This is a genomic window from Streptococcus parasanguinis, assembly GCF_023109675.1.
Classification (GTDB): domain Bacteria; phylum Bacillota; class Bacilli; order Lactobacillales; family Streptococcaceae; genus Streptococcus; species Streptococcus parasanguinis_I.
On record NZ_JALDUR010000003.1, the window covers coordinates 73,502 to 94,794 of the forward strand.

Below are 21,293 nucleotides of genomic sequence, written 5' to 3' on the forward strand. Positions count from 1 at the left end.
ACTCTCTTTTCTTTGCTATAAAACGGTTATTCGGTATTCGTCCGTCAAGTACTTGGAAAGATCTTGCCAATCTTCTTCCTTAAATTTACAAAGATTGACGAAGAGTTTTACGGTATGGTGCTCTGTGTTAATGATGACATTCGATTTTGAGAGATTTTCTAGTGCTGTATTGTCCCTCAGTTGAAATTCGATGAAATAACTCTTACTATTTTGGTGATCGGGGTCACTAACATCGACCTCTTTATAAGCTGCAGTTACCAAATCTTCCTTGGGAATAAAGATATCTTTTGTCAGAATCACTCCCTGATAAGCATGGATCCCATCAGAAGTCAGTTCAAAGGCGATCTGACGATTAGTCAGCCTTTTGATCCCAGCAATGGTTGCATAGACCGCAATTAACAATAAAAGGATCTGAATGAGAGTGATAAAAGTGATTTTTGGAAAACCCTCAAAACCTAGGACCGATAAAAAAGCTAAGTGGATAAAGAGCGCACAGGCAAAAGCCAGAGAGCCATATCCGACATATTTTGAATAATAGATTTTCATTTTGGACTCCTTACATTTAAGATGCAACGAAAACTTGGAATTTCAAGTACCCTTATCATAGCGGATTCTATGAAGAGCTGTCAAATGTTTGCTAGGGTTCAAAGGTGCTTTTTTATTTTAAATGGAATAACAATGATGCAGGATATTCTATCTTCGTACGCTACATTATAGTGTATAAAAATATGAGCCAAATACTTTTGAGACAAGCAAAAAAGCCTTGGTTTTCAAGGCTTTTTGTGCATAAAAAAATGCCCCCTACATGAATTTGTAAGAACTTTTCATATTGAAAATAAACAAAAATGTTGAAATATAGCTGATTTTAGGGAAATACTTTTAGGTATTTTCAATGTCAGGATTTAAAAATGGGGCAAAAGTGGGGCAAAAACAAATTAACGAAAAAAATATCGAGTTCGTGCATCAAGTAAATGATAAATTGCAAGAATAAGTGCAACATTTACTCGAACTCATCCTCTAGAGCTTCACTAGCAGTTCTGTAAGCTAAACATTTTCGTGGTCGGTGATTGATATCATATAAAGCCTTGGTTCCCAAAGCTTTTTTATGTTATAAACTCATTAAAAGAACCCCCAGTTAGATTTGGAATATTTTTTATTCTGTGTCACATAAAAATAAATAAAATGAATGGCTATAGCTAGAGTAAAAATGGTTGCAATACTCAACACTGTTATAGGATTAGAAGCGAAAAGCAAAGAGAGAATCAAGGCAGCCAGATAGAGTGTCGCTTGAGCACAGTAGTAACTTCTCGGATAGCGAAGATAGTTTTTGTTATAGGGCCCATTTGCTAGGACAGCAGCTTGGAAGAGGCCAATTCCGATATAAAAGAAGCTGATTGCAACGAGAAGATTAGCCTCGGGATTCAGGAGATAACCCATCGAAACTGTCATCAACATAAGCCCGATGAAAATAGGATAGTGACTATAAATTACAAATAATCCCTTTTGACTAGATCCTTCATCAATAGCATGGTCAAATTCGCCAAAATAAAACAAGAACAGGGAAAGCATGATAACGAAATTGAGAACCGAATAAATCGAGAAATTCTCGACTGTAAAGAAGCTAGCTAGCCCAACAACCATCTCTCCAAACGTAATAATCACAAGAAGGGAGACGCGCTCGATTAAATGGGGAAGATTTACCTGGAAATGCTCATCTTTAGTAATCAAGAAAATTGGCACAATAAATGTTAGCAGAATACTAGCAATAAAGATATAGACTCCAACGTAAATAGGAAAAAGAGCTGCCAGATAGACTCCTAAACTTCCTAGACCTGTTAACCATAGAAAACCTTTGATACTTTCCCGATCAGTATTATCGGTTGATTTTCTAAAAAATTCAACCAAATATTGAAAAAATAAGGTAAGGGTCAATGTACCAACAGCCCAACAGGTATAATAGAACCATTGTTGCCAATTGTATCCAATCATATTGGACATAAAGAGCATAAGTCCCATGTTGATAAACATGATTACCATGTTAAATAACGAGTTTGTTCCATAGCGATTGGTATAAATGGTTTGAATCATCCAGGAATTGATGATAACCATGACAGAGATGAAGAAATCAAGTAAAGAATCCCAAGCCACAACACCGCTATGAAGAGGGTGAATTAAAGCAGTTGCTTTTGAAATTGCAAAAACAAACACTAGGTCATAAAATAGTTCTGAAAATTCTACACGTTTATGCTTAATAAGAGTTGTCATATTAATACCTTTCTACTTTAGAAATACAATACATTATAACAGAAAATGGTAATGAGAGAAAAGGATATGCTTAAATAATTTCATGTGGCGCGAATTGTCAAAATCTTGGAGCACATTTACCTCATGTACCAGCTTACAGGCGGAGTGTTTGATGATTGGTAATGAAGTACGTGTATTCTGAGGCAAAAGATTTCGAGACTCCATTACGTAACTCCCATCTATAAATAAAAAATGATAGTTTCATCATAGCAAATCTAAAGAAACACACTAAAAAGCAACCCTGATGGGTTGCTTAAAATCCTATTAAAAATTAACTGTGTCAGGATCATCCTGAGTTTTGATGCCTTGAATCTTATCCAAGACTGCCATATCTTCCTCTGATAAGTCGAAGCCGAAGATATCCAAGTTAGCTTTTATATTTTTAGGTGTCACAGACTTAGGTAGTGGCAAGAAACCTTTTTGAAGGCTCCAACGCAGAGCAACTTGTGCCACAGATTTACCGTTACGTTCAGCCACTGCTTCAACATCTTCATTTGCAAAAATGCTACCTGTACCTAGTGGACTATAGGCTTCAAGAAGGATATCGCGCTCTTGGCAATAGGCAACTAAGTCTTCTTGGTCACAACCTGGAGCCAAGAGGATTTGATTGACATGTGGAACAATTTTAGCTGTTTCAAAAAGAGCTTCTAGGTGATGTTGCATAAAGTTTGACACACCGATAGCACGCACCTTACCTTCTTTGTAGGCTTCTTCCATAGCCTTCCATGCACCCGCATTGCCAGCCTTCCAAGCATCATTCTCACGAAGCGCCTTTGGATTAGGCCAATGGATAAGCAAAAGATCCAAATAATCCACACCAAGTCTTTCGAGAGACTCATCGATAGAAGTCTTAGCCAACTCGTAATCGTGCTTATCATTCCAAAGTTTGGTAGTTAGGAAAATATCCTCACGTGCCAAATCACTATCAGCAATCGCCTTACCTACAGAAACCTCGTTACCGTAAATTTGTGCGGTATCAATATGTGTGTAACCCGCCTTAAGTGCGAAGCTAACGCTGTTATAGGCTTCTTCGCCTTCAGCAATTTGCCAAGTTCCAAAACCAATTTTAGGAATAGCAACCCCATTTGCAAGTGTATATGTTTCCACGATTTTCACCTTTTCTTTTTTTTAATAGTACTATCTTAAAAAAGATAAGGCAAAAATGCAAAGATTTGCTACGGCTATTATTATGAATAGTTCCTTACTTCTTTTTCCGCTGTTCGTAACAGCTTTTGGAGATATTATTACTTGGGAAGAGAATGAATTTGTAAGAACTTTTCATATTGAAAATAAACAAAAATATTGAAATATAGCTGATTTTAGGAAATACTTTTAGGTATTTTCAATGTCAGGATTTAAAAATGGGGCAAAAGTGGGGAAAAACGAATGACTCGCATTTGGTTTGAAAATCTATAATACCTAATGATTATGCTATACTAGATATATAGTTTTGTTATAAATAAATGTCAGTGCGAGATCAAATTGGAGAATAAAATGGAAAAACAAATTTCTACGTAGAATGGAATGCGAAAAAGTGATAATTAAAGAGACGAAAAAGCTGAGAATATGATTTCCCAGCTTTTTTGAATGCGATAGAAATAGCAACTAGACTATTTACGAAAGGCCTCAATAATGTAGGTGAAGCCAGTAACTAAAAATGAAAAGGCAATGACATAAACGACAAAGACACCTGTAGCCACTGGATTGAACAGAATCACTAGACCTAGTAAAAATTCAAGCAAGGCTACCCACGTGATATTGCTACCCATAATAGGGAAAATCAATCCTAGACGATTGCCTTTAAAGAAAGCAATAATGGCTTCTACAATTAACCAAATTCCTACAATGGTCGGAATGACGACCGGCAGGGTCACAAAGCCATAAGCAACGAGGTAAAGAGCTAAGAGAAGACTAACAAATCCTTGGAAAAGATAAACAGGTGAGCGAAGCTCTTTTGGTGCAGAGAAATAGCCTAAAATAGCTGCTATAGAAGAAACCAGTAAACCAAATGAAATCCACCAGCTGTAAGCAACAAGATTAGCTACTGGGTTTGTAAATAGGAAAAGTCCTAAAAGGACAAAAACAACTCCTGCAAGGAATAGCAGTAAACGATTAGAAAATTTCATTTCAATACCCCCTATATAGTATAGTTTGCTAATAAAACTATTATACTTATTTTTATAGAAAATGTCAATAAAATAAATAAACAATTTGGAAGTTTCAGTCTGACTTACAAAAAGAAAAGGAGTTTTCACTCCTTTTCACAGATTGAAGACAAAGTCCTTATAAAAGTGTCTTCTAAAGATTTTAACTTCAATCTGAAGCGAGGTTATCCTCGCTTTTTCTATTTATCAAACAATTCCTTATTTTCAATTAAGAGTTCTAGTGGAGATTTATCCCTTGCTTCAATAAAACCAGGTTCATATTGGTTATGAAGTGTTCTTTTCTGAGAAGTTGGATCAATATACAACTCATCTCCATCTTCTGTGTATAGTTGGTTGCCTCTTGTTAAGTAAAGTAAATCCTCTAAGTACTGTCCATCAGTTTCTAGAAAATCTTCGATGTATTTGACAGCTTTTAAAATCTCACTTACTTTATCAGAGTATTCATTAGATTCAAGAACACTCTTTTCTAACTCAATCTCTTTACTAGTTCCAAATAGTTGGGTTGGAGTTGCATTAAAATATTCTGCTATCTTATCCAAATTTGCAAAGGTAGGATAGCTTTTTTGTTTTTCGTAATCAGAGATGTCTGGAAAGATTGCTCATAAAAAAATGTGGGGCAAATGATGGGGCAAATCAGTTATAGACAAGCAAAAAAGCCTTATAAATCAAGGCTTTTTCCTGTTGAATTAGATGCCCCCTGCATGGATTTGGAAAGGATTTTCATATTGAGAGTAATTAAAAATATTGAAATATAAGTGATTTTAGGGAAGTACTTTTAGGTATTTCCAATGTCATGATTTAAAAATGGGGCAAAAACGAATGACTCTCATTTGGTTTGAAAACCTATAATATCTAATGATTATGCTATACTAGAAATATAGTGTTGTTATCAATAAATATCAGTGCGAGACTAATCGGAGGATAAAATGGAAAAACAAATTAATGAAAAAATTATCGAAATGGATAGGGAATATCCCTTTTTATTTTGCTTTAAATCAGATTTTTGGATGGAATAGTAGATGATAAGACAAAATATCTTTGAACATACAAAAAGACAAACGCCAAAAATGACGTCTGTCTACGTTCTGAGGTAGCCTTTAGGCTCCCTTTTTTCTTAGAAAATACCGATGAGTAATTGCATGCCAAGACTAGTCAGGATGATAGCAATCCAGCAAAGGGCTCCAAGAAGAATGGATTTTCCACTGGATTTGATCATAGCAACGAGGTTAGTTTTGAGACCAATAGCACTCATAGCCATGATGATGAGGAATTTGGAGAGCTGTTTGAGAGGTGAAAAGAAGCTATTGCTAACACCAAAAGAAGTAAGGACGGTAGTTAGCAGAGAAGCTAGGATGAAGTAGAGAATGAAAACGGGGAAGATTTTTTTAAGCTTTACTCCTTGGTTGTTGTCTTGTTGACGGCTTTGCCAATAGGAAAGGAAGAGAGTAATAGGGATAATAGCTAAGGTACGAGTCAGTTTGACAATGGTTGCAGATTCTAGAGTATTGGTATGATACAGACTATCCCAGGCGCTAGCTGTGGCTGTTACAGAGGAAGTATCGTTGACCGCAGTACCCGCAAAGAGAGCAAAACCTTCGTTGGAGAGATGGAGCCAAGAACCTAGAGTTGGAAAGATAAGAGCTGCCAAGACATTGAAGAAAAAGATAACAGAAATGGCTTGGGCTACTTCTTTTTCCTTGGCGTGAATAACAGGAGCAGTCGCTGCAATGGCAGAACCGCCACAGATAGAAGAGCCTACCCCAATCAAGGTAGCTAGCTTTGTATCCATGTTAAAAAATCGTTGGAAAAAGAAAGCAATAATTAAAGCGATAGAAATAGTCGAAAGGATGACAGGAAGGGAAGATTTTCCAACTGCGAAAACTTGAGAGATATTGAGTCCAAAACCAAGTAAGATAACAGCATACTGAAGCAATTTTTTGGAGCTATAAGTCAAACCAGCATCCAGTTGTTTATAGGGAGTGAGAAAGGGGTAGAGAATCATTCCGATAAAAATGGCGAAAACAGGTGCTCCCACAACAGGCAGAAAGCCTCCTAAAACCCAAGAGATGATAGAAATGATCAGACAGGCTAACAGTCCTGCCCAATTTTTTGATAGAAATGACATAAAAACCTCCGAAAATAAATACCCCTTATTATAATCTTATTTATCAGAAAAGTAAAATAGAAAATAGAAAGTAGGAATAAGGTAGTAAATTAACGGAATTTTGCGGTCAGAGAGCTTTTTGTAATATAATAGATATATGTTCTTTGATCAATAAGGATGCAAATGTGGCATATGTTATTGAAAAAAATGAATTTGATGAGCCTGGACATGTGAAGTAATTATGTGAGATAAGAAAATAAATAAGAGAGTTGAAAATGTACTGATCCCAAAAGTTAGATTTTTTTCTGTCTAACTTTTGGGATCAGTACATATCCTCGCTTTTTTAATCTAATAGGTCCTTATTTTCAATTAAGAGTTCTAGTGGGGATTTATCTCTTGCTACAATAAAACCAGGTTCATATTGGTTATGAAATGTTCTTTTCTGAGAAGTTGGATCAATATACAACTCATCTCCATCTTCTGTGTATAGTTGGTTGCCTCTTGTTAGGTAAAGTAAATCCTCTAAGTACTGTCCATCAGTTTCTAGAAAATGTTCGATGTATTTGACAGCCTTTAAGATCTCACTTACTTTATCAGAGTATTCATTCGATTCAAGAACACTCTTTTCTAATTCAATCTCCTTACTTGTTCCAAAAAGTTGAGTTGGAGTTGCATTAAAATATTCTGCTATCTTATCTAAATTTGCAAAGGTAGGATAGCTTTTTTGTTTTTCGTAGTCAGAGATGTCTGGAAAGATTGCTCATAAAAAAATGTGGGGCAAATGATGGGGCAAATCAGTTATAGACAAACAAAAAAGCCTTGTAAATCAAGGCTTTTTCCTGTTGTATGTAGATGCCCCCTACAGGGCTCGAACCTGTGACCCATAGATTAAGAGTCTACTGCTCTACCAACTGAGCTAAGAAGGCAAATATAAAAAGCTGTATTGGTGCCGATACTTCACGATTTGTATTGAACCCGCGCAATTAAGCAGGTGGGCAACTCGCTCTGACTTAGCTGCTTCCGCGTGAAACGGCCTGCATACTGCCAGAAGTCTTTTGTTTCCCTAATAATACAAAAAATAGTCGGTCAACACTTAAGTGTGAAGTCGTACACCACAGCGTTTCTATATGTATATGATACCACATTTTGAAAATATTTCAAGGAAAAATCTCAATTTTTTGAAACCGATGTCACTTTTTCTTAAATTGATCAATCTTCTCCTTGGTGGCTCCGAGAGCACGCTCGTACTTGCCATTTTCATTGGGAATAAAGTAGGAAGCGTGTTTGAGCTTGTCTGGCAAGTAGTCCTGATTGACCCAGTTGCCAGGGTAGTTGTGAGGGTATTTATAGTTTTGCGCATTTCCCAGTTCCTTGCTTCCAGCATAATGACCATCGCGGAGGTGGCGAGGAATAGGAAGGTTGCCAGAACTTCTAAGATCAGCCAGCGCCTTGTCCATGGCAACGTAGGCTGAGTTGGATTTCGGCGAAAGGGCTAGATCGATGACGATGTTGGCGATGAGAATGCGGGCCTCAGGAAAGCCGATGCGCTCAGCTGCTTGTAACGCTGTCACGGTATGAATCTGCGCATCTGGATTGGCCAGACCGATATCCTCATAAGCGATGACAGTCAAGCGACGAGCTAGGCTGGGTAGATCTCCGGCTTCGATCAAACGAGCTGCATAGTGGAGACTAGCATCGACATCCGAACCACGGATAGATTTTTGCAGAGCAGAGAGCACGTCGTAGTGGCCGTCTCCATCTTTGTCCATGGTGATGTAGCTGCGCTGGAGACTGTTTTCCATGATCTCTAGCGTAATATGGCGAATTCCTTCTGCATTTTCAGAGGTCGACAGCACCGCCAGATCGAGAGAATTAAAGGCAGAGCGAAGATCTCCATTGGTTGAGGTAGCGATGAAATCCAAAGCGTCCTCATCGAGCACGACTGGAAAATCAAAGCCACGGTCGGGATCGTCCAGCGCCGTTTTTAGAGCTTGCTTGACCTCCTCCGTCGTCAACGGTTCCAGCTCAAAGATTTGTACGCGGCTACGAATAGCGGGTGTGACAGAGAAAAAGGGATTTTCAGTCGTTGCACCGATCATGATGACCAGACCACTTTCGAGCAAAGGCAGGAGAAAATCTTGTTTAGTTTTATCGAGGCGATGGATCTCGTCCAAGAGCAGGACCAAGCCACCAGAAAATTTGGCCTCCTCTGCGATTTCTTGTAGGCGTTTTTTACTGTCAACTGTTGCATTAAAGGTCCGAAAAGCATACTTGGTCGTTCCTGCGATCGCAGAAGCAATACTGGTCTTTCCGATCCCCGGAGGTCCATAGAGAATCATAGAGGACAGACGATTGGCCTCGACCATGCGACGAATGATTTTGCCTTCTCCAACCAGGTGCTGTTGACCGATGACTTGATCGATCGTTCGTGGTCGCATACGGAGTGCGAGATTGTCGGGCATTTCCTTCTCCTTTCTAGCTTTGTCTCCTTTCAAAGAGACGGTTTTTATGGTAAGATTGTAGTAACTATTGTATCATATTCCGCTCTAAGAGTGGGAAATTAGAAAGAGGACGCTATGTCTAAATACGGATTTTTGGATGTTTTAGAAGAGGAGATGGACAAGGTTTTTCCCTTTGATTTTGAGATCAATTGGGATAAGAAAAACCATGCGGTAGAAGTGGCTTTTCTCTTGGAAGCGCAAAACACAGGCGGGGTTGCACTGGTTGATGAAGCCGGTGAAGAGTCTGATGAGGATATTTTCTTTGAAGAAGCCGTGCTCTTCTACAATCCAGCCAAGTCTCATGTGGAAGAAGATGCCTATTTAACGGCGATTCCTTATGAGCCTAAAAAAGGCTTGTCTCGTGAGTTTCTAGCCTATTTTGCGACTTTCCTCCGAGATACAGCTGAGTTGGCCTTGGATGAGCTCATGGATTTCTTAGCAGACGAAGAAGCAGAGAGCTTTGAGATCGTCTGGAACCAAGAAGTTTTTGAAGAAGGCAAGGTTGGCCTAGAAGAAAGTACTTTTTACCCTTACCCGAGGTATTAGAAAAGATTCTAAGTGGACATTTTTAAATAATGAATTCAAGGAGAAGGGGGAGACTATGCTAGAAAAAGTCAAACAGTTTTTCAGGAGAAGGTCAGCTAAAACTGAGCCGTCAGTTGATATTCTTCCCCGCAATCGCTTTGCGGATCTAGATTTCGAGCGAATATTGAAGTCTGGAACTCGTCGCCTTGTCGATGAGGAGGGGCGCTATGCAGAAGATGGTACAGTCACAGAACTTGAATTTCCTGAAGACTTTGCGGAATTTGAATTTCTAGTTGGTTTTAATACGGAAGAGGAAGACCAGTTTAAGCAACTATTAGCTCGTTTAAATAGTATTGACAATGCTATTCAGTCCCATTTGGAAAGTGAGATGCAACAACCCATCCCTCAGTATGCCAAGGATCTCGGCTATACTCAGAAGAGGTGGGAGAAAACCTTTTACTTCCATCCTTGGATATTAAGCGGTGAGGAAAACCCGCCAAATCTTCGCTATGTTGCAGATTATGTAAACGATGAGTTTACGGTTTATTTTGCGAAAAAACATGGCAGATGGCAAGCATACTGGGATGCAGAGTGCCAAAAAGTAATCGAAGAAAGCTAGCTCGTATTTTCCTAGAGAGTAATTGTTATCATAGAAAAGAGTAAATATCATGGAATTATTGGATAGCAGAATGGATTTCCAAGGTTGCAAGATTGCCTTGATTTGTGGGGATAAGGTCTTGACTATCTTACGTGATGACAAGGATGATATCCCTTGTCCCAACATGTGGGAGTTGCCAGGTGGTGGTCGTGAAGGAAACGAAAGTCCTTTCGAGTGCGCAGCGCGTGAAGTTTATGAGGAACTGGGAATTCATTTAGATGAAGACTGTCTGCTTTGGAGCAAGATTTATCCTAGCGTAATCTTTAAAGACAAGCAATCGGTCTTTATGGTTGGTCAGCTAAGGCAAGAACAATTTGACAATATTACCTTTGGGGATGAAGGACAGGCCTATAAACTGATGCCTATTGAGGAGTTTTTGAAGTCTAAACAGGCAGTTCCTCAGCTACAGGGTAGATTGAGGGATTATTTGGAGGGAAGTTTATGATAAGACTTGAACGAGCAGGAGCAGAGGATTTAGAAACCATTATTGCCATTCAAAGAGCCAGTTTTAAAGCAGTCTATGACAAATACCAAGATGAATATGATCCCTATCTAGAAGATCGCGAGCGAATCAAATGGAAATTAGTTGAGCGGCCCAATAGCTATTACTACTTTGTGAAAGAAGACGAAGAGAAGATTGGTTTTTTACGAATTCATACCAATGAAGAGTTAACGGAAGCTTGGTTGGGGACCGCAGCGATTCTGCCTCCGTATCAGGGAAAAGGGTATGGATCTAAAGGTTTGAGCTTGCTGGAAAAAGAATTTCCAACCATCACACAATGGGATTTGTGTACGGTGTTACAAGATGCAGGCATGGTCGCCTTCTACGAGAAGAATGGCTACCATCAAACCCATATCGAGCCTGAAAAAGAAGGCATGGATATGGTCTACATGAAAAAATTGATAGAGAAATAGAAAGGACGGTTCGGTTAAATTTCTAAACTGAACCCGCCCTAAACACTATACCAAAAAGATAAAATTCTCATAGACACAAGTGTCTTCAGAGAGTTTCCTATTTTGGCTTTGTGTTTTACGGGCTTGGTATCTTAATGATGGAAACATGGCAAGAGTTAAAAGTTACAGTGAAGCGTGAGGGTGAGGAACTAGTCTCCAACCTCTTGATTGAGTTAGGCGCCCAAGGGGTAGCAATCGAAGACAGCATGGATTATGTGGGAAATGTCGACCGCTTTGGTGAGATTTTTCCTGATGTCGAGCAGCAAGAAGAAATCGTGGTGACGGCCTACTACCCGGAAACGGTTGATGTAGCAGCGGTTGAAGCGGACTTGCAGGCTCGCTTGGCAGAATTGACCGACTTTATGGATCTAGGAGAGGTCAAGATGGGGACGACTGCCTTGGCTGAGGAAGACTGGGCAGACAACTGGAAGAAATACTATGAACCAGCTCGTATCACTCATGACTTGACCATCGTGCCGTCATGGACAGACTATGAGGCAACAGCGGGAGAAAAGATTATCAAGCTGGATCCTGGTATGGCCTTTGGAACAGGAACCCACCCGACAACCAAGATGAGCCTCTTTGCCTTGGAGCAGGTTCTTCGCGGTGGCGAAACAGTGCTAGATGTGGGGACTGGTTCAGGTGTCCTTTCTATCGCCAGCTCACTTCTAGGTGCCAAGGAAATCTTCGCCTATGACCTGGATGATGTGGCGGTTCGTGTCGCTCAGGAAAATATTGAGCTCAATTCTGGCATGGAAAACATCCATGTAGCTCCAGGTGATTTGCTCAAGGGCGTGGAGATTGAGGCAGATGTCATCGTGGCCAACATCTTGGCGGATATTCTTATCCATCTGACAGATGATGCTTATCGTTTGGTCAAGGACGAAGGTTACCTGATCATGAGTGGAATTATCAAGGACAAATGGGACATGGTACGTGAGTCGGCTGAGTCAGCTGGATTTTTCCTTGAAACCCACATGATCCAAGGGGAATGGAATGCCTGCGTCTTCAAGAAGACCAAGGATATCTCCGGTGTGATTGGAGGCTAGCATGCAGCAGTATTTTGTAAAAGGTTTGGCTAGCTCACCTGTCACCATAGAGGACAAGGAGACCAGCAAGCACATGTTTCAGGTCATGCGCTTAAAAGAAGATGATGAGGTGACTTTGGTCTTTGATGATGGGATCAAGCGTTTGGCGCGCGTGGTAAATGTAGAAGCCCGTAAGTTGGAGCTAATCGAGGAATTAGCTGACAATGTGGAACTGCCAGTCCAAGTGACCATCGCATCAGGCTTTCCCAAGGGAGACAAGCTCGAGTTCATCACTCAGAAAGTAACGGAACTCGGTGCCAGCCAAATCTGGGCCTTCCCTGCAGACTGGTCCGTTGCTAAGTGGGACGGCAAGAAATTGGGTAAAAAGGTCGAGAAACTAGAAAAAATCGCCCTCGGAGCAGCCGAGCAAAGCAAGCGAAATCTGGTCCCAAGCATTACCCTTTTTGAGAAAAAGGCAGACTTTCTGGCTCAGTTCGACCAGTTTGACCGGATCGTGGTGGCCTATGAAGAGTCAGCTAAAGAAGGCGAGGCGGCCGCTCTGATTCAGTCGCTGACAGGCTTAGAAGCTGGATGTAAACTACTCTTTATCTTTGGACCAGAGGGCGGTTTATCCCCTGCAGAAATTAAAAGTTTTACAGCTAAAGGAGCAGTCCTTGCAGGACTTGGGCCTCGCATACTTCGAGCAGAAACAGCTCCACTCTACGCTCTCAGCGCCGTGAGTGTTGTCACAGAATTAATGAACTAACGAAGTGAAGGAATCGCTTCGTTAGTTTTTTTACAAGAATGATGAAAGCAAGGTGGATCCCAGAATGATCTTCGAGAAGTATCCGTATATTAAAGTAGCTTCATTGGTTCCCATCTGCTTCTAAAAGTGTTAAAATAGTATCCAAGAAACTGGAGAAAATACATGCCGAAAGAAGAGAATTTAACAGGGGACCAAGTCGTTGCCCTTACAAAAAAATATTTATCACCTGAAGATGTTGCTTTTGTGCAAAAGGCTTTGGTCTATGCGGTTGATTGCCATAATGGGCAATTCCGTCAGTCTGGCGAGCCTTATATCATCCACCCAATTCAAGTAGCAGGAATCCTTGCCAAGCTGAAACTGGATGCTGTGACGGTCGCCTGTGGCTTTTTGCATGATGTCGTAGAAGATACGGATGCGACTTTAGATGATTTAGAGCGCGAATTTGGTCATGATGTGCGCGTGATTGTCGATGGGGTGACCAAGCTCGGGAAGGTCAAGTACAAGTCCCATGAAGAGCAGTTGGCGGAAAACCATCGCAAGATGCTCATGGCCATGTCTCAAGATATCCGTGTCATTTTGGTCAAATTGGCAGACCGCTTGCATAATATGCGTACCCTCAAGCATTTGCGCAAGGATAAGCAAGAGCGCATTTCGCGTGAGACCATGGAGATCTATGCACCACTCGCCCACCGTCTCGGGATTTCCAGCGTCAAATGGGAACTTGAGGATTTGTCCTTCCGTTATCTGAATGAAGTCGAATTCTACAAGATTTCCCATATGATGAAGGAAAAACGTCGCGAGCGAGAAGAGTTGGTGGAAGAGGTTGTCCACAAGATTGAGACCTATGCTGGGGAACGCCATCTGCATGGAAAAATTTATGGTCGACCAAAGCATATCTATTCGATCTATCGCAAAATGCAGGATAAGAAGAAACGCTTTGATGAAATCTATGACTTGATTGCTATCCGCTGTATCCTGGATACCCCAAGCGATGTCTATGCCATGCTGGGTTACATCCATGAGCTCTGGAAGCCGATGCCGGGGCGTTTTAAGGACTATATTGCCAACCGGAAGGCCAATGGCTACCAGTCCATCCATACGACTGTCTACGGCCCTAAAGGACCGATTGAATTCCAGATCCGAACCAAGGAAATGCATGAAGTCGCTGAGTACGGGGTTGCGGCTCACTGGGCTTACAAAAAAGGCATCAAAGGTCAAGTCAACAGTAAGGAATCTGCTATTGGGATGAACTGGATCAAGGAGATGATGGAACTCCAAGACCAGTCAGGCGATGCTAAGGAATTCGTGGAAAATGTAAAAGAAGACATCCTGGCAGAAGAGATTTACGTCTTCACTCCAGATGGAACTGTGCGCTCGCTTCCCAAAGATTCCGGACCGATCGATTTTGCCTATGAAATCCACACCAAAGTTGGGGAAAAAGCGATTGGTGCTAAGGTCAATGGCCGGATGGTGCCCCTCAATACCAAACTTCGGACGGGAGATCAGGTGGAGATTATCACCAATGCCAATTCCTTTGGTCCGAGTCGTGACTGGTTGACCCTTGTTAAAACTAGCAAGGCACGCAACAAGATCCGTCAATTCTTTAAAAATCAAGATAAGGAATTGTCTATTAACCGTGGCCGTGACCTCTTGATGGCCCAATTCCACGAGCATGACTTGGTAGCCAATAAGTTCATGGACAAAAAGCACATGGACAAAGTGCTACAAAAATCAAGCTATAAGACAGAAGAAGCCTTGTTTGCGGCGATTGGTTTTGGAGAGATTGGGGCTATTACCATCTTTAACCGCTTGACGGAGGATGAACGCCGAGAAGAAGAGCGGGCTAAGGCACGCGCAGAAGCAGAAGAGCTAGTCAAAGGTGGCGAGGTCAAGGTTGAAAATAAAAAAGACACCCTCAAGGTCCGTCACGAAGGTGGCGTGGTCATCCAAGGTGCTTCTGGGCTCTTGATTCGGATTGCAAAGTGCTGTAACCCAGTTCCAGGTGATGAAATCGTCGGCTACATTACCAAAGGGCGCGGTGTTGCGATTCATCGTCGAGACTGTATGAACCTACGTGCCCAAGACAACTACGAGCAACGCTTGATTGATGTGGAGTGGGAAGATAACAACACGACCAAGGACTATATCGCTCACATCGATATTTACGGGCTCAACCGTGCAGGCCTTCTGAACGACGTGCTCCAAGTCCTCTCCAATACAGCTAAGATGATCTCAACTGTTAATGCCCAACCAACCAAAGATATGAAATTTGCCAATATACACATTTCCTTTGGGATTCCAAACTTGTCTATGTTGACAACAGTTGTGGATAAGATTAAGAGTGTGCCGGAGGTGTACTCTGTTAAGCGTACCAACGGCTAATCGGCTGCTCAGTTATCTTTTATTGCTTCGTTAGCTCGCCTCGCCGTACTTAAGTACTGTCTTTGTCTCGCTGCCTCGCACTAAAAGCAACTGAACAGCCTTTACTTTTCAGATAGTATGCCTGCGTCTCACTGCCTTGTCTGATGTCGATTTTCTTTGAAGAAGCTAGGATGTGCTCAGAACTCTTTTATTGCTTCGTTAGCTCGCCTTGCCGTACTTCAGTACTGTCTTCGTCTCGCTGCCTCGCACTAAAAGCAACTGAACAGCCTTTGATTTTTAGATAATATACCTGCGTCTCACTGCCTTGTTTGATGTCGATTTTCTTTGAAGAAGCTAGGATATGTTCAGAACTCTTTTATTGCTTGGTTAGCTCGTCGTCTGTGGTTGACGTTCTTTCAAGGTTAGCAGTGAATGCTCGATAGATTTATAAAATAGGATAATAAAATGAAATTAGTGATTCAACGGGTTAAGAGTGCCTCAGTTTCCATTGATGGTCAAGTCTACAATGCGATCCAGCAAGGCTTGTTGCTCCTAGTGGGAGTGGGGCCTGAGGATGACCAGAAGGATTTGGATTATGCGGTCCGCAAGGTATCGCAGATGCGGATTTTCTCAGATGAGGAAGATAAGATGAATCTTTCGGTCAAAGATATCCAAGGGGAAATCTTATCGATCTCTCAATTTACCCTCTTTGCGGATACCAAAAAAGGCAACCGTCCTGCTTTTACAGGGGCTGCCAAGCCAGATATGGCCAGTCAGTTATATGATGCCTTTAATGATCAATTAGAAAAAGAAGTCCCTGTCAAACGAGGGATCTTTGGGGCCGATATGGCGATTGAATTGATCAATGATGGTCCAGTGACGATTTTGTTAGATACAAAAAATCCATAAGTAAGAAAACATGCAGTCGGATTAGACTGCATGTTTTTCAATATAGAGTTGTTGGGCGATCACTTGGTTGATAGAAATTTCTTGTCCATGGATGACTAAGTGATAGAGGCCTGTGTAGTCATCATATCGTTGAAATGCGATAGTATCCCCAATCTGGAGATGGATCTGGTCTAAGAATTTTAACAATTCATAGGTGTCATGGACCCTTTGCAGAATATACAGACCAGGTTGGGTCGCTTCGCTGAGACGGTCTTGGTAGGCTTCGACAAGTCTTTCGCCTTTCTTTGGAATTGTCCCACCGTGAGGGCAGGTCTTAGGAGTTCCAAGCATGTGATCCAGCTGGTCAATGAAATGTTCAGAAACGGTATGTTCGAGGACTTCTGCCTCTTCGTGGACTTCCTCGGTGGTATAGTCAAGGTTCTTCAGAAGGAATACTTCGATTAAGCGGTGCTTGCGGTAGAGATCAGAGACCAATTGCGAGCCTAGATCTGTTAGCAAATACCCATGGGTCTTGTCTTTCACCAAGAGACCCTCAGAGATCATGCGCTTAATCATCTCGGTCACAGCGGGTGGAGAGACCTGCATGCGACTGGCAATTTCTTTATTACTGATTTTTTCTACTTCTGTGCCAATTTCGTAAATGCACTTGAGGTAATCTTCTTTGTTTGGTGTCATGCTTTCCTCTTTTCTTCGCTCACTTCTAGTATATCAAAAAAATCCTCAAAAACGCTAGTGGAGTAATGAGAATTGTCTCAAGCTCCAAAAGATGGTAGTATAGTAGCATAGAAAGGACGGCATTATGAACAGACAGGACTTGGCGAGACTAGGGTGGAGGGAGAATAGTTTAGCCTATTTAGAGAAATACTTGCAGGAATACAAAGATGTACAAGCCTACCAAGAACAATACCAGTCTGTCTTTTTCTTTGCCAGTCCTCTGTTTCAAAATATGTGGTTTCAAGAGATCAAAGATCTAACGGAAACGGCTGCCCAAGACTTGCTGAGGGGAGTCATGAAAATTCTTCTTATGCCAAGTGACCTGTCCGGAACTTGTGAAGAAACAGCCTTTCTTCTGAGTAGGATGTCTCCAGATTGTCCGCCAGGTTCCGACTTTTGGAAGGCTTTTTCACGCGTCGTGCAGGTGGCCTTTGAAAAGGATCCCTTAGCAGATCAGTCAGGAGATCAGCTCTTGAAACGCCAGGTTCACCAGTTGCGCTACCTACTTTCAAGTTACCAAGCCCAGTGGATTCGGACGCATGAGGCCAGAGCTGGACAGACTGACGAGGAGGCCTTACAAGCTTACATACAAAAGGCTAGAGCGGTCACGGTGGATGCTTATGCGGCTGCCCGCCTTCACAATAAGGTCTCCCTAGGGCCAGATGGTCACCTTCATTATCCATCAGGGGCCTCCCAACAAGTCAATTTCAAGGTCTTGTTAAATTTCCATACGGAGTATATTCTCGATCAAGCCGGGCATTTTCTCAATGAAGTCGATCCAGTAGAAGTTTATGAAAATGGCATTGTCAATGGGGCTAGTTTTAACTACGGGCTGGCTAGGGGACGGATCCATAAGGACTTAGATATTGACCCCGTCAAAGCTTGGGATCCAGCCTTTCGGAAGCAGGTCCTTTATCGTCAAGGTGTTCGCTATCTAGCCCCTAAAAATGATCGCAGTGTCGAAGGCTACTGGAGTCGAAAAGGAGTCTTTGCACAAGGAGGCAAGAGCTACAAGCAACAAGTGGCACAGCGCGTGCGGAGTTTCCTCAGAGGCATCCCTCGCTTACGCTGGCGCGTCCTCCTACAGAATGGACTTCATCGGATTTTATAGCAATGGAAAAGAGGTCGCAGACCTCTTTTTTCATTTATCCAAGCGCATTGACGGCTTCGATTGCAGCGTCGTAATTTGGTTCGCTGTTGATATTGTCTAGGTATTCAACGTAAGTAACCTTGTTATCCGCATCTAAGACCAAGACAGCGCGTGCGAGTAGGTGCCATTCATTGATCAAGAGGCCGTATGCTTCCCCGAAGGAATGGTCGTAGTAGTCTGAGAGCATGATGGCATTGTCGAGCCCTTCAGCAGCGCACCATTTACCTTGAGCAAAAGGAAGGTCGACAGAGACCGTCAAGACGACAGTGTCTTCCATATCCGATAAGGTTTGATTGAAGTGACGTGTTTGCATCGAACAGATACCTGTGTCGATGGATGGGATAATGCTGAGGACTTTTTTCTTGCCAGCAAAATCAGCTAAAGATTTCTTCTCAAGAGCTGGAGTGATCAATGAAAAATCATGGGCCATTTCCCCTACTTGAAGTTGAGATCCGGTAAAGGTCACAGGGTTTCCTAAAAATGTTGCCATAAAAAGACTCCTTTTTTCTTTTCATTGTACATCAATGAAGGGGGAAGAGCTACTGATTTGTTTAGAAATCTGAATGGTCTACTGACTCAATCCTTCTGCGATCTTGTCTAAGTTCCACTTCATCATGCTGTAGTAGCTATCGCCCTTTTCTCCTTCTTTGGCAATAGAATCAGTGAAGATCTTTGCATAGATCGGGATATTGGTATCCTTAGAGACAGTTTTCATAGGGCGTTCATCGACACTGGATTCGACAAAGAGGGCCGGTACCTTGGTTTGCCGGAGCTTTTCTACCAGCGTTTTGATTTGGTCAGGTGTGCCTTCTTCTTCCGTATTGATTTCCCAGATATAGGCAGATGGGACGCCGTAGGCTTTGGAGAAGTATTTGAAGCAGCCTTCGCTGGTTACAATCATCTTCTTATCTTCTGGGATATTGTTGAATTTTTGTTTGGCTTCTTGGTCGAGCTTGCTGAGTTTTTCAGTATAAGCAGCTAGATTTTTTTCGTAGAAGTCCTTGTTTTTGGGATCTTTTGCGATCAATTGTTTGGCAATGTTTTTAGCGTAGAGTATCCCGTTTTCGAGATTGAGCCAAGCGTGAGGGTCTTCTTTTCCAGCTTGGTTTTGGCCTTCCAAGTAGATGACGTCGACTCCGTCGCTAGCTGCGAAATAGTCTTTGTTTTCAACTTTATTGGCATTTTTGACCAATTTAGTAAACCAAGCATTGCCACCGGTTTCGAGGTTGATCCCGTTGTAGAAGATGAGGTCTGCTTGCGAAGTCTTTTTGACATCTTCTGGAAGCGGTTCGTATTCGTGAGGATCTTTGCCGACAGGAACGATACTGTGCAGATCGATCTTATCCTCAGCAATATTTTTAGTTATATCTGCAAGGATTGAATTGGTGGTGACCACTTTCAATTTACCAGAAGCTCCAGAAGAAGAGCCTTTGCTACAGGCCAACAGACCAAATAAGAGCGCCACAAAGAGGGCGAGGATAGAAGCGGTTTTTTTCATGTGTTTCTCCTTTAATGAGATGAAAGAGCGTGCTTATTCTTTCTCTGCTTAGGAGCGATAAAGAAGCTGATGAGAAAGAAGACAGCAGAAGTGAGGACAATACAAGACCCGACGGCGATGTTTAAGCTATAGCCAATAAAGAGTCCCAGGATGGATGCAAGAGCACCTAATCCGGATGAAAGGAGCATCATGGACCAGAGACTATTGGCATAGAGATAGGCCGTCGCAGCGGGTGTAATAAGCATGGCGACGATGAGAATGGTTCCGACACTCTGCATAGCAGTGACAGAAACCAAGGTCAAGAGCACCATAAGGAGGTAGTGATAGACCTTGACCCGGACGCCCATGGATTGAGCCAAAATGGGATCAAAAGATGTGAGCAGTAAGGGTCGAAAGAGTAGGACAATCACCAGCAAGACCGCAGCACCGACACCGATGGTTATCCACATATCCTGGTCTTGGACGGCCAAGATATTCCCAAAGAGGATGTGGAAAAGGTCGGTGGAACTTTTAGCGACTCCAATCAGGATGACTCCTAAGGCGAGGAAAGAAGAAAAGGTAATCCCGATGGCAGTGTCACTCTTGATGATGGAGTTGCTCTTGATATAGGTGATAAGGACGGACGCCAGGAGGCCAAAGACAATGGCGCCGATAAAGAAATTGATGCCTAGGATAAAGGAGAGAGCCACACCAGGAAGAACTGCGTGAGAGATAGCGTCTCCCATGAGGGACATGCCTCGCAAAATGATGAAGCATCCAACGGCTCCAGCGACAATCCCGATGGCGATGGCTGTGATCAGGGCATTCTGTAAGAAGTGGAATTGCTGTAATCCATCGATAAATTCTGTAATCATCCGACGCCACCTCCTATAAAGAGTTCATGCCCATAGGCTGCATGCAAATTTTCCTTGGTAAAGGTTTCCTCTGTTTTCCCAAATGCAATCAGTTTGCGATGAAGGAGGAGGACCTGGTCGAAATAAGCTGGGACCTTGCTGAGGTCGTGATGGACGATCAGAATGGTCTTGCCTTCTTGTTTCAAGGTCTGGAGGGTCTGCATGATGATGTCTTCGCTAACGGAGTCAATCCCTGCGAAGGGCTCATCCAAAAAGATGACATCTGCTTCTTGGACCAAGCAGCGGGCGATCAGGACCCGTTGGAATTGCCCTCCTGAAAGTTGGCCAATCTGGCGATCCGCTAGATCAAGAAGATTGACAAGCTTCATCGCATCTTCCACTTTTTGGAGATCTTCTTTGCTTTTTCTCTTGAAGATAGAAAGGTGGGGATAAAGACCCAGTGAGATGCACTCTCTCACCGTGATGGGAAAGTGGAAATCAATAGCGGATTTCTGTTCGACGTAGGCCACCCGTTGAAGAACTTGGCTGAGATCTTTTTGATCGAGCTGGACCTTTCCCGCATGAGGGAGAAGTCCTAGCATGGCCTTGATTAGGGTTGATTTTCCAGCCCCATTGGGGCCAAGAATGCCTAGGATGGTTGGACCCTGGATGGTGAGGGAAAGATCCTCCAAGGCCAGTGTTTGCTGGTAAGCAACACTGAGATGTTCAATTTGAATCATGATTTTGCTCCTTTACCATTAATATACATGAATAAAAAAATTAAGTCAAGTTAATTTTTAAAATAATTATACATGAATAAAAA

At 42.2% G+C, this 21,293-nt stretch carries 22 protein-coding genes, 1 tRNA gene and 1 other RNA gene; 9 read left to right on the forward strand and 15 right to left on the reverse strand.

The genetic code is table 11. The features are described from left to right. Window positions 1–15 precede the first annotated feature (15 nt). The 10 genes from M1G14_RS03505 to M1G14_RS03550 all read right to left on the reverse strand — a co-directional run bounded on the left by M1G14_RS03505 (window position 16) and on the right by M1G14_RS03550 (window position 9,035). Window positions 16–546 carry a hypothetical protein gene (locus M1G14_RS03505; RefSeq protein WP_247926289.1) on the reverse strand — a complete coding sequence of 177 codons (531 nt, stop codon included), beginning with the start codon at window positions 544–546 and terminating at the stop codon, window positions 16–18. 573 nt (window positions 547–1,119) lie between these two features. Beyond that, a complete protein-coding gene (locus M1G14_RS03510) occupies window positions 1,120–2,265 on the reverse strand; it encodes a low temperature requirement protein A (RefSeq protein ID WP_000209242.1) in 1,146 nt (381 codons plus the stop codon). A 303-nt stretch (window positions 2,266–2,568) separates the two neighbouring features. Further along, the gene (locus M1G14_RS03515; protein WP_070465251.1) at window positions 2,569–3,411 is read right to left on the reverse strand and encodes an aldo/keto reductase; all 843 of its coding nucleotides are present in this window, start codon (window positions 3,409–3,411) and stop codon (window positions 2,569–2,571) included. A gap of 503 nt (window positions 3,412–3,914) precedes the next feature. Beyond that, on the reverse strand, window positions 3,915–4,430 hold the full coding sequence (locus tag M1G14_RS03520) for a DUF308 domain-containing protein (RefSeq protein ID WP_070464525.1): 516 nt from the start codon (window positions 4,428–4,430) through the stop codon (window positions 3,915–3,917). Between the two features lie 218 nt (window positions 4,431–4,648). Further along, a complete protein-coding gene (locus M1G14_RS03525; protein WP_225305933.1) occupies window positions 4,649–5,065 on the reverse strand; it encodes a helix-turn-helix domain-containing protein in 417 nt (138 codons plus the stop codon). A 518-nt stretch (window positions 5,066–5,583) separates the two neighbouring features. Next, the gene (locus tag M1G14_RS03530; protein ID WP_031576934.1) at window positions 5,584–6,594 is read right to left on the reverse strand and encodes a YeiH family protein; all 1,011 of its coding nucleotides are present in this window, start codon (window positions 6,592–6,594) and stop codon (window positions 5,584–5,586) included. Window positions 6,595–6,916: 322 nt separating this feature from the next. Further along, entirely contained in the window at window positions 6,917–7,330 is a 414-nt protein-coding gene (locus M1G14_RS03535) for a helix-turn-helix domain-containing protein (protein WP_081103087.1), read from the reverse strand. 96 nt (window positions 7,331–7,426) lie between these two features. Next, window positions 7,427–7,499 (reverse strand) — tRNA-Lys (locus M1G14_RS03540). 5 nt (window positions 7,500–7,504) lie between these two features. Further along, a non-coding RNA gene (gene ssrS, locus M1G14_RS03545) (6S RNA) lies at window positions 7,505–7,697 on the reverse strand. A gap of 66 nt (window positions 7,698–7,763) precedes the next feature. Continuing rightward, entirely contained in the window at window positions 7,764–9,035 is a 1,272-nt protein-coding gene (locus tag M1G14_RS03550) for a replication-associated recombination protein A (protein WP_037608262.1), read from the reverse strand. 114 nt (window positions 9,036–9,149) lie between these two features. Between M1G14_RS03550 and M1G14_RS03555 the strand changes: the two genes are divergently transcribed. The 8 genes from M1G14_RS03555 (at window position 9,150) to dtd (ending at window position 16,275) form a co-directional block, all read left to right on the forward strand. Beyond that, the gene (locus M1G14_RS03555) at window positions 9,150–9,620 is read left to right on the forward strand and encodes a DUF3013 family protein (protein ID WP_003009881.1); all 471 of its coding nucleotides are present in this window, start codon (window positions 9,150–9,152) and stop codon (window positions 9,618–9,620) included. Window positions 9,621–9,675: 55 nt separating this feature from the next. Then, window positions 9,676–10,218 (forward strand): hypothetical protein, encoded by a 543-nt coding sequence (locus tag M1G14_RS03560; protein ID WP_049473932.1) that lies wholly within the window; start codon window positions 9,676–9,678, stop codon window positions 10,216–10,218. Between the two features lie 49 nt (window positions 10,219–10,267). Continuing rightward, a complete protein-coding gene (locus M1G14_RS03565) occupies window positions 10,268–10,702 on the forward strand; it encodes an NUDIX hydrolase (RefSeq protein ID WP_049473931.1) in 435 nt (144 codons plus the stop codon). Then, complete coding sequence (locus M1G14_RS03570) at window positions 10,699–11,172, forward strand: GNAT family N-acetyltransferase (RefSeq protein WP_049473930.1); 474 nt, start codon at window positions 10,699–10,701, stop codon at window positions 11,170–11,172. Before M1G14_RS03565 ends, M1G14_RS03570 begins: the two co-directional genes overlap by 4 nt. Window positions 11,173–11,309: 137 nt before the next feature. Continuing rightward, window positions 11,310–12,260, forward strand: coding sequence for a 50S ribosomal protein L11 methyltransferase (gene prmA, locus M1G14_RS03575; protein ID WP_247926316.1), 951 nt, complete (start codon window positions 11,310–11,312; stop codon window positions 12,258–12,260). Window position 12,261: 1 nt separating this feature from the next. After that, window positions 12,262–13,005 (forward strand): 16S rRNA (uracil(1498)-N(3))-methyltransferase, encoded by a 744-nt coding sequence (locus M1G14_RS03580; protein ID WP_003009896.1) that lies wholly within the window; start codon window positions 12,262–12,264, stop codon window positions 13,003–13,005. 162 nt (window positions 13,006–13,167) lie between these two features. Continuing rightward, on the forward strand, window positions 13,168–15,387 hold the full coding sequence (locus M1G14_RS03585; RefSeq protein ID WP_070465231.1) for a RelA/SpoT family protein: 2,220 nt from the start codon (window positions 13,168–13,170) through the stop codon (window positions 15,385–15,387). Between the two features lie 444 nt (window positions 15,388–15,831). Next, on the forward strand, window positions 15,832–16,275 hold the full coding sequence (gene dtd, locus M1G14_RS03590; RefSeq protein WP_049486459.1) for a D-aminoacyl-tRNA deacylase: 444 nt from the start codon (window positions 15,832–15,834) through the stop codon (window positions 16,273–16,275). A gap of 21 nt (window positions 16,276–16,296) precedes the next feature. On the opposite strand, the gene M1G14_RS03595 is transcribed toward dtd, so the two are convergent. Then, the gene (locus M1G14_RS03595; RefSeq protein WP_195423872.1) at window positions 16,297–16,950 is read right to left on the reverse strand and encodes a metal-dependent transcriptional regulator; all 654 of its coding nucleotides are present in this window, start codon (window positions 16,948–16,950) and stop codon (window positions 16,297–16,299) included. Window positions 16,951–17,074: 124 nt separating this feature from the next. Between M1G14_RS03595 and M1G14_RS03600 the strand changes: the two genes are divergently transcribed. Further along, window positions 17,075–18,100 (forward strand): DUF3114 domain-containing protein, encoded by a 1,026-nt coding sequence (locus M1G14_RS03600; protein ID WP_021154332.1) that lies wholly within the window; start codon window positions 17,075–17,077, stop codon window positions 18,098–18,100. 34 nt (window positions 18,101–18,134) lie between these two features. Here M1G14_RS03600 and tpx read toward each other — a convergent pair whose 3' ends face one another. The 4 genes from tpx to M1G14_RS03620 all read right to left on the reverse strand — a co-directional run bounded on the left by tpx (window position 18,135) and on the right by M1G14_RS03620 (window position 21,210). Beyond that, entirely contained in the window at window positions 18,135–18,629 is a 495-nt protein-coding gene (tpx, locus tag M1G14_RS03605; RefSeq protein WP_021154333.1) for a thiol peroxidase, read from the reverse strand. Window positions 18,630–18,707: 78 nt separating this feature from the next. Next, complete coding sequence (fimA, locus tag M1G14_RS03610; RefSeq protein WP_049515718.1) at window positions 18,708–19,637, reverse strand: metal ABC transporter substrate-binding lipoprotein/fibrin-binding adhesin FimA; 930 nt, start codon at window positions 19,635–19,637, stop codon at window positions 18,708–18,710. Between the two features lie 11 nt (window positions 19,638–19,648). Then, window positions 19,649–20,491, reverse strand: a complete 843-nt coding sequence (locus M1G14_RS03615) for a metal ABC transporter permease (RefSeq protein ID WP_247926290.1) — start codon at window positions 20,489–20,491, stop codon at window positions 19,649–19,651. Next, the gene (locus tag M1G14_RS03620) at window positions 20,488–21,210 is read right to left on the reverse strand and encodes a metal ABC transporter ATP-binding protein (RefSeq protein ID WP_247926291.1); all 723 of its coding nucleotides are present in this window, start codon (window positions 21,208–21,210) and stop codon (window positions 20,488–20,490) included. Before M1G14_RS03620 ends, M1G14_RS03615 begins: the two co-directional genes overlap by 4 nt. Window positions 21,211–21,293: the final 83 nt, after the last annotated feature.